Here is an 8,977-nt window from a genome sequence, read left to right as displayed (position 1 = left end):
TTCTCAGGCGGTCGCGGCGACGACGGGCGGCCGCGCGGGCGTGCCGGCCGACACGGTCAGCACGTCGTAGCCGGTTTCCGTGACGAGCACCGTGTGCTCCCACTGCGCGGACAGGCTGCGGTCCTTGGTCTTGACGGTCCACTGGTCGGGCATCGTGCGGATGTCGCGGCGGCCCGCGTTGATCATCGGCTCGATCGTGAAGATCATGCCGGCCTGCAGTTCGATGCCGGTGCCGGGGCGGCCGTAGTGCAGGATCTGCGGGTCTTCGTGGAACACGGTGCCGATGCCGTGGCCGCAATATTCGCGCACCACGCTGTAGCCGAGGCCTTCGGCGTGCTTCTGGATCGCATAGCCGATGTCGCCGAGATGCGCGCTGGGGCGCACCTGGTCGATGCCGAGCCACATGCATTCGAAGGTGGCCTGCACGAGGCGCTTCGCCATGATCGAGCCTTCGCCGACGATGAACATGCGGCTCGTGTCGCCGAAATAGCCTTCCTTGATGACGGTGATGTCGATGTTGAGCGCGTCGCCGTTCTTGAGCGCCTTGTCGCCCGGAATGCCGTGGCAGATCACGTCGTTGACGGAAATGCAGGTGGCTTTCGGATAGGGCGGGTAGCCGGGCGGCTGGTAATTGAGCGGCGCGGGAACGGTGCCCTGTTCCTTCAGCATGTATTCGTGACAGAGGCGGTCGAGTTCACCCGTCGTGACGCCGGCCTTGACGAACGGCGTGATGTAGTCGAGCACTTCGCTGGCGAGCCGGCAAGCGACGCGCATCTGTGCGATATCGTGGTCGTTTTTGAGGGTAATAGCCATAAGTCGGGCCTGAAATGCGATTTATTGCGGGATTATCGCACCATATTCCGGCTGCCGCAGGCTTTTGCAAGCGGGCGGGGCGTTTTGCGGGCGCCCCGTGCGATCTTCCGCCGATGGACGGCGAGGCTGGCGGCGGCCATCGGCGCGGGTTGAGTCGGTCGATAGTCACGTGCTATAATCTTCGGCTAAGTCGATCCACGCCCAGTTTTTTATTGCATTGACGCGAGTCATGTGAATGATGCAAATAAGGGTGGGGCGGGAAAGGCTTCTCGCGGCGCTGGTTGCTTGTGCCGCGGGTGAGAAAGTAGTTAGTGCAAAAGCAGTGCAGGCAACTCATTCGCAAGCCGGCGCATCCAGGGTGTCGCCGCGTTCCAGCCGGAAGAAGGCGGGCGCGGCCGATACGGCAGCCGGCTTAAGACCCAACCCTCGTGGAGAATTTCATGGCAGTTACGATGCGTCAAATGCTGGAAGCCGGTGTCCATTTCGGCCACCAAACGCGCTTCTGGAACCCGAAGATGGCCCCCTTCATTTTCGGTCATCGCAACAAGATTCACATCATCAACCTCGAAAAGACGCTGCCGATGTACAACGACGCGCTGAAGTACGCGCGTCAGCTGGCATCGAACCGCGGCACGATCCTGTTCGTCGGCACGAAGCGTCAATCGCGCGACACGATCGCCCAGGAAGCGCAGCGCGCCGGTATGCCGTTCGTCAACGCGCGCTGGCTCGGCGGCATGCTGACCAACTTCAAGACGCTGAAGGTTTCGATCAAGCGCCTGAAGGACATGGAAGCGGCGCTGGAAGCCGGTGAAACCGAGCGCATGAGCAAGAAGGAAGCGCTGCTGTTCGAACGCGAAATGGCCAAGCTGCAAAAGTCGATCGGCGGCGTGAAGGACATGGGCGGCATTCCGGACGCGATCTTCGTCGTCGACGTCGGCTACCACAAGATTGCCGTGACCGAAGCGAACAAGCTCGGCATTCCGGTTATCGCCGTGGTCGATACGAACCACTCGCCGGAAGGCGTGGACTACGTGATCCCGGGTAACGACGACGCCAGCAAGGCCGTCGCACTGTACGCGGCTGGCGTGGCCGACGCGATCCTCGAAGGCCGTGCGAACGCGGTCAACGAAGTGGTCCAGGCTGCCCGCGGCGGTGACGGCGACGAGTTCGTCGAGGTCAACGGAGAAGCGTAAAGCTGCCCCGTGTCCGGCAAAAAAGGGGGCTTCTTACAGGCCCCCTTTTTTTAAGCCGCGACGCCTGTAACAAGCGTTGTAACAGGCATCTGGCAGAGTGCTTCAGGCGGCGCCTCGCGCGTCGCTCGCAAAAATTCGCGAAAACGCTGAAACGAATTCCTGCCGCCGGCATCGAAATGCGGGCGGCGTGTGACAGACAGAACCCAAGGAGCAAATGATGGCGGCAATTACCGCAAGCATGGTTGCAGAACTGCGCGCAAAGACCGACGCGCCGATGATGGAATGCAAGAAGGCACTGACGGAAGCCGACGGCGATCTGGCGCGCGCTGAAGAGCTGCTGCGCGTGAAGCTCGGCAACAAGGCGAGCAAGGCGGCATCGCGCGTGACGGCTGAAGGCGTCGTCGCCTCGTTCATCAACGGCAACGCTGGTTCGCTCGTCGAACTGAACTGCGAAACCGACTTCGTTTCGAAGAACGACGACTTCCTCGCTTTCTCGAAGAAGGTTGCGGAACTGGTCGCAACGCAGAACCCGGCTGACGTCGCCGCGCTGTCGGCACTGCCGCTCGACGGCTCGACCGTCGACGCGGTGCGCCTCGCGCTGGTCGGCAAGATCGGCGAAAACCTGTCGATCCGCCGCTTCGAGCGCTTCGATACCGCCAACAAGCTGGCCTCGTATCTGCACGGCACGCGCATCGGCGTGCTGGTCGAGTACACCGGCGCGGACGAGCAGGTCGGCAAGGATGTCGCTATGCACATCGCCGCCATGAAGCCGGTTTCGCTGTCGTCGAATGACGTGCCGGCGGACCTGATCGCCAAGGAACGCAGCATCGCTGAGCAGAAGGCCGCCGAATCGGGCAAGCCGGCTGAAATCGTCGCGAAGATGGTCGACGGTAGCGTGCAGAAGTACCTGAAGGAAGTGTCGCTGCTGAATCAGACGTTCGTGAAGAACGACAAGCAGACGATCGAACAGATGCTGAAGGCGGCGAATTCGAGCGTGCAGAAGTTCGCGCTGTTCGTGGTCGGCGAAGGCATCGAGAAAAAGCAGGACGACTTCGCCGCGGAAGTGGCCGCCCAAGTCGCTGCTGCAAAGCAACAATAAGCCTTACCTAAGCTTCATAGCCGTACCGTTGGACCCGCGGCGAAGCAGGACTTCGCCGCGCTCGGCGGCGCCGCAAGGCCGTGCACGGGTTGACCCCCGCCGCGCGGCCGCCGCCGGCGAACCCCAGGGTTCGTCAATTTGGCGGCGCTTGCCCGAATCAGCGTTTCACCCCTACATTAGTCCCTTGTTGTTGCCCTGTTCTGCGCGATCTGGATACCTCTATGCCCACTGCCTATAAACGCGTCCTGCTCAAACTCTCCGGTGAAGCTCTGATGGGCGACGATGCCTTCGGCATCAATCGCGCGACCATCGAACGAATGGTGGCGGACGTGGCCGAAGTGGTTCGTCTCGGAACGCAGCTGGCCGTGGTGATCGGCGGCGGCAATATTTTCCGTGGCGTCGCCGGCGGCGCGGCGGGCATGGACCGCGCGACGGCCGACTACATGGGCATGCTGGCCACGATGATGAACGCGCTGGCGCTGCAGGACGCGATGCGCCACGCCGGTATCGAGGCGCGCGTGCAGTCGGCGTTGCGCATGGATCAGGTCGTCGAGCCGTACATCCGGCCCCGCGCGATCCGCCAGCTCGAGGAAGGCAGGGTCGTGATCTTCGCGGCCGGCACCGGCAACCCGTTCTTCACGACCGACACGGCGGCCGCGCTGCGCGGCTCGGAAATCGGCGCGGAAGTGGTGCTGAAGGCCACCAAGGTGGACGGTGTCTATTCGGCCGATCCGAAGAAGGACCCGAGCGCGACCCGTTACACCACGATCAGCTTCGACGAAGCGATCGGCCGCAATCTGCAGGTGATGGACGCGACGGCATTCGCGCTGTGCCGCGACCAGAAGCTGCCGATCCGCGTGTTTTCGATCGTCAAGCCGGGTGCGCTCAAGCGCATCGTACAAGGTGAGGACGAGGGCACCCTCGTCCACGTGTAAACTTCGTTTTACGTTACGTGGGCTTTGACGCGAGCCCGGGCCGCCGCATCGCGCGTGCCGGGCGGCTCGCACCGTTTTGAAGGTTCGGAGGTTTAAAAATGTCTGTGGCTGATATCAGGAAGGGCGCGGAGCAGAAGATGCAGCGCTCGATCGACGCGTTCAAGAACGACCTGTCGAAGATCCGCACGGGCCGTGCGCACACGGGCCTGCTCGATCATATCCAGTGCGACTATTATGGCTCGCCGGTGCCGATTTCGCAGGTTGCGAACCTCACGCTGATCGACGCGCGTACGATTGGCGTGCAGCCGTGGGAAAAGAAGATGGTCCAGGTCGTCGAAAAGGCGATCCGCGAGTCGGACCTGGGTCTGAACCCGGCCACTCACGGCGACGTGATCCGCGTGCCGATGCCTGCGCTGACCGAAGAGCGCCGCCGCGAACTGACCAAGGTCGTGCGCAGCGAAGCGGAAACCGCCAAGGTGGCCGTGCGCAATCTGCGCCGTGACGCCAACGAGCAACTGAAGAAGCTCGTCAAGGACAAGGAAATTTCCGAAGACGACGAGCGTCGCGCGGGTGACGACGTCCAGAAGCTGACGGACAAGTTCGTCGCCGAAATCGACAAGCTCGTCACGACGAAAGAAGCCGAGATCATGACGGTCTGACGCCGTTCGGCTCAGTCCCTTCTGATTTCCACTTCTTTACTGGCATTACTGTCCCGACGGCCATGACCTATACCAGCTCAACCGTGCGCGTGCCTGAAGTCGCCGCGGTGCCGCGACATATCGCGATCATCATGGATGGCAACGGCCGTTGGGCCACCAAGCGGCGTCTGCCGCGCGTGGCGGGCCATACGCGCGGCGTCGACGCGGTGCGCTCGGCCGTCGAGGCGTGCGCGCAGCGGGGCGTCGAATATCTGACGCTGTTCGCCTTCAGTTCGGAGAACTGGCGCCGCCCGAACGAGGAGGTGTCGTTCCTGATGCGCCTCTTCGTCACCGCGCTCGAGCGCGAGATCGGCAAGCTGCACGCGAATGGCATCCGCCTGCGCGTGGTCGGCGATCTCGAGCGTTTCGACGTGAGAATTCGCGACCTGATCAAGCGCGCGGAAACCAAGACCGCGCGCAACACCCGTCTCACGCTGACCATCGCCGCGAACTACGGCGGCCGCTGGGACATCATGCAGGCCACCCGCAAGCTCGCCGAGCAGTCGGCGGCGGCGGGCAAGCCGGTCGAGGTGAACGAAGACTCGTTCGCCGAGCATCTGTCGATGGCCTACGCGCCCGAGCCCGATCTCTTCATCCGTACCGGCGGCGAGCGCCGCGTCAGCAATTTCCTGCTGTGGCAACTGGCCTACACCGAGTTCTATTTCACCGACACGTTCTGGCCGGATTTCGACGCCGACGCGCTCGCTCATGCCATCGCCTCGTACGGCGATCGCGAGCGCCGCTTCGGCCGTACCAGCGCCCAGCTCGAGCCGCAATCGCAGAACGTCGATTCGCTTCCATGCTAAAGACCCGTGTCATCACGGCGATCGTCCTGCTGGCCGTGTTCCTGCCTGTCACGCTGTTCGCGCCGGTCGGCGCGTTCGGCGCGCTGATCGCTTTCGTCGTCGTGTTCGCCGCGTGGGAGTGGGCGCGCCTGCTCAAGGTCGGCGGCGCCGGCCCGGTGGTCTACGCGCTGCTGGCGGCGCTCGCGCTGGTCGCGAGCACGCGGCTCGGCACGGGCATCGCGGAGGCTCGTTCGCTTTTCAAGGCCGCCGCGATCTTCTGGGTGATCGCCGGTCCGTTCGTGCTGCTGCGCAAGCCCGCGCTCGCGCAGGGCGCATGGCGCACCTTTCTGTTTCTTGCCGGCATTGTCGGATTCGTCGCGTGCTGGCATGCTCTCGTCGCCGCACGCATGCAGGGCGTGCCGTTCGTGCTGTCGCTGCTGCTGCTGGTATGGCTCGCCGATATCGGCGCATACTTCTCGGGAAAGGCTTTCGGGAAACACAAGCTGGCGCCGGCCATCAGTCCGGGTAAAACCTGGGAGGGCGCGATCGGCGGCTGGCTGCTGGTCATGATCGTCGCCGCGGCGGCGGTCTTTTTGCACGCGTTCGAGCCAACCCTGTATTCTGCGCTGCTGGCGCAATGGGGCGCCGTGCGCACCGTGCTCGCACTGACCTTGCTGGTGGCCTTCAGCGTGGTCGGCGACCTGTTCGAATCGATGCTGAAGCGCCAGGCCGGCGTGAAGGACTCGAGCGGTTTGCTGCCGGGCCACGGCGGCGTGCTCGACCGCATCGACGCATTATTGCCGGTGCTGCCGCTTGCCATGCTGCTGCTCGGCTAGAGAAAGAGATATGCAAAAACGTCTGACATTGCTCGGTTCCACGGGCTCGATTGGAGACAGTACGCTCGACGTCGTCGCGCGCCATCCCGAGCGTTTTTCGATTTACGCGCTGTCCGCGCATCGCAACGGCGACAAGCTCGTCGAGCAATGCTTGCGCTTTGCGCCCGAAGTGGCGGTGGTCGGCGATGCCGACACGGCCGCCAAGGTCGCCGCGCGGCTGCGCGAAGCGGGCAGCAGGACCGAGGTCGCCTACGGGCCGCAAGCGCTCGTCGACGTCGCGAAGAGCGACGGTTGCGATACGGTGGTGGCGGCGATCGTCGGTGCGGCCGGTCTCGCGCCGAGCCTTGCCGCGGCGCGCGCGGGCAAGCGCATCCTGCTGGCGAACAAGGAAGCGCTGGTGATGTCCGGCGCGATCTTCATGGACGCGGTGCGCGACCACGGCGCGGTGCTGCTGCCGGTCGACAGCGAACACAACGCGATTTTCCAATGCCTGCCGCACGAGGCATCGCAGCATGGCGGCGTCTCGAAGATCATCCTGACCGCGTCGGGCGGGCCGTTCCGCACGCGCGAGCGGGCCACGCTCGTCGACGTGACGCCTGACGAAGCCTGCAAGCACCCGAACTGGGTGATGGGCCGCAAGATTTCGGTCGATTCGGCCACGATGATGAACAAGGGTCTCGAAGTGATCGAGGCGCATTGGCTGTTCAACCTGCCGGGCGAGCGCATCGAGGTGCTGATCCATCCGCAGAGCGTGATCCATTCGCTCGTGTCGTACGTGGACGGCTCGGTGCTCGCGCAACTCGGCAACCCCGACATGCGCACGCCGATCGCGCATGCGCTCGCGTTCCCCGAGCGCGTCGATTCGGGCGTCGCGCAGCTCGATCTCGCCCAGATCGCCTCGCTGTCGTTCGAAAAGCCCGACTACGCGCGCTTCCCGTGTCTCGCGCTCGCGATGAAGGCGCTCGCGGAGGGCGGCATCGCCAGCGCCGCGCTCAATGCCGCGAATGAGATCGCGGTGGAAGCGTTCCTCGCGCGCCGCATCGGCTTCATGGCGATCGCCGAGGTGGTCGACTCGGTGCTCTCCGCGTTGCCGAACCGCAGCGCGCACGCGCTCGACGACGTCATCGAGGCGGACGCCGCCGCGCGCCGCGCCGCGGCCGCATTCATCGCGCGCCTGCCCGATGGCGCCCGTCGCACGGAACGCGCCGTCCAGTGAGGCGTTCATGAACCTGCTGATCGAACTGCTCGCTTTCGCGGTTGCGATTGGCGTACTCGTGGTGGTCCACGAGTACGGGCATTACAGCGTCGCGCGTTTGTGCGGCGTGAAGGTGCTGCGTTTTTCGATCGGCTTCGGCAAGCCGCTGGTCCAGTGGGTGAGCCCGAAGACGGGCACCGAGTGGACGATTGCCGCGTTGCCGCTCGGCGGTTACGTGAAGATGCTCGACGAGCGCGAGACGGGCGCTGCGGCGATTCCCGCCGCAGATTTACCGCATGCGTTCAACCGGCAGTCGGTGTGGCGGCGCTTTGCGATCGTCGCGGCGGGGCCGGTCGCCAATTTCCTGCTCGCCATCGTCCTGTTTGCGCTGGTGTTCGCCACCGGCGTGACGGAACCGTCGGCCGTGCTCGCGACGCCCGCGCCGAATACGCCGGCCGCACTGGCCGGCTTCGAGGGCGGCGAGACGATCGTCGGCGTGCGCGCGGACGGCGCCGATCAGACCGAGCCGGTGCGCTCCTGGTCGGATCTGCGCTGGAAGCTGCTTGGCGCCGCGTTCGATCACAAGCACATCGTGCTCGTCGCGAAGGACGCGCACGGCACGTCCGATTTCCCGATGGACCTGCGCGGCCTCGCCGAGAAGGACGTCGACGACGATTTCATGTCGCACCTCGGCTTCGAGCCCGGCGGCGGCAAGCTTACGGTGGCCGGTATCCAGGCGGGCAGCGCGGCGCAGAAGGCCGGGCTCGCCACGGGCGACCGGCTGCGCGCGATCGACGGCACGCCGGCCGATAATGCCGCGGCCTTCATTGCTTATGTAAAATCGCACGCCGGCGAACCGCTCAGGCTGCAGGTGGAGCGCGGCGGCCGCGGCGGCCATGCGGCGGGCACCCTCGACGAGCTCAGTATCGTGCCGCAGTTGCAGCGCGACGCGGCGACTGGCCAGCAGATCGGCCGCATCGGCGCCGAACTGGCGACCCAGGTGCCGTCGATCGAGGTGCGCTACGGGCCGCTCGAAAGCCTGCGGCTCGGCGCGCGCCGCACGTGGGACCTCGCGGTGTACTCGGTGCGCATGTTCGGGCGGATGATCGTCGGCGAGGCGTCGCTGAAGAACCTGTCGGGTCCTGTGACGATCGCCGACTACGCGGGAAAGAGCGCGCGCCTGGGGCCGTCGGCGTTCCTGTCGTTCCTTGCCCTTGTCAGCATCAGTCTCGGTGTGCTGAACCTGCTACCGATTCCGGTATTGGACGGGGGGCATCTGTTATATTATTTGGTTGAAGCTGTAACCGGTAAAGTTGTCTCTGATCGTTGGCAACTCATTTTTCAGAGGGCGGGTCTCGCCTGCATCGTCGCGCTGTCGGCGATTGCGCTGTTCAACGATCTGGCTCGTTTAATCCATTTTTAA

The 8,977-nt window shown here is 64.5% G+C and carries 9 protein-coding genes; 8 read left to right on the top strand and 1 reads right to left on the bottom strand.

The features are described 5' to 3' along the window. Positions 1-3 precede the first annotated feature (3 nt). Entirely contained in the window at positions 4-813 is an 810-nt protein-coding gene (gene map, locus GXB81_RS20775; RefSeq protein ID WP_205990212.1) for a type I methionyl aminopeptidase, read from the bottom strand. Between the two features lie 440 nt (positions 814-1,253). On the opposite strand from map, the gene rpsB reads away from it, so the two are divergent. From rpsB to rseP, 8 genes are all read left to right on the top strand, one after another. Continuing rightward, positions 1,254-2,006 carry a 30S ribosomal protein S2 gene (rpsB, locus tag GXB81_RS20770; RefSeq protein WP_167045255.1) on the top strand — a complete coding sequence of 251 codons (753 nt, stop codon included), beginning with the start codon at positions 1,254-1,256 and terminating at the stop codon, positions 2,004-2,006. Between the two features lie 217 nt (positions 2,007-2,223). After that, positions 2,224-3,105, top strand: a complete 882-nt coding sequence (tsf, locus tag GXB81_RS20765) for a translation elongation factor Ts (RefSeq protein ID WP_167282722.1) — start codon at positions 2,224-2,226, stop codon at positions 3,103-3,105. 221 nt (positions 3,106-3,326) lie between these two features. Continuing rightward, entirely contained in the window at positions 3,327-4,040 is a 714-nt protein-coding gene (gene pyrH, locus GXB81_RS20760; RefSeq protein WP_074764243.1) for a UMP kinase, read from the top strand. 98 nt (positions 4,041-4,138) lie between these two features. Then, on the top strand, positions 4,139-4,699 hold the full coding sequence (gene frr / locus GXB81_RS20755) for a ribosome recycling factor (RefSeq protein ID WP_013089702.1): 561 nt from the start codon (positions 4,139-4,141) through the stop codon (positions 4,697-4,699). 62 nt (positions 4,700-4,761) lie between these two features. Continuing rightward, positions 4,762-5,544 (top strand): polyprenyl diphosphate synthase, encoded by a 783-nt coding sequence (gene uppS, locus GXB81_RS20750; RefSeq protein WP_205990211.1) that lies wholly within the window; start codon positions 4,762-4,764, stop codon positions 5,542-5,544. Next, the gene (locus GXB81_RS20745) at positions 5,538-6,359 is read left to right on the top strand and encodes a phosphatidate cytidylyltransferase (RefSeq protein WP_167045261.1); all 822 of its coding nucleotides are present in this window, start codon (positions 5,538-5,540) and stop codon (positions 6,357-6,359) included. Before uppS ends, GXB81_RS20745 begins: the two co-directional genes overlap by 7 nt. 10 nt (positions 6,360-6,369) lie before the next feature. Beyond that, entirely contained in the window at positions 6,370-7,575 is a 1,206-nt protein-coding gene (locus GXB81_RS20740; RefSeq protein ID WP_167045264.1) for a 1-deoxy-D-xylulose-5-phosphate reductoisomerase, read from the top strand. A 7-nt stretch (positions 7,576-7,582) separates the two neighbouring features. Further along, a complete protein-coding gene (gene rseP / locus GXB81_RS20735; RefSeq protein ID WP_205990210.1) occupies positions 7,583-8,977 on the top strand; it encodes an RIP metalloprotease RseP in 1,395 nt (464 codons plus the stop codon).

Origin of the sequence: Paraburkholderia sp. Ac-20336, from assembly GCF_017105025.1 — a bacterium.
Taxonomy (GTDB): Bacteria; Pseudomonadota; Gammaproteobacteria; order Burkholderiales; family Burkholderiaceae; genus Paraburkholderia.
Note: the sequence above shows the minus strand (reverse complement) of the source record. Positions and strands in the feature narration are given on the sequence as shown.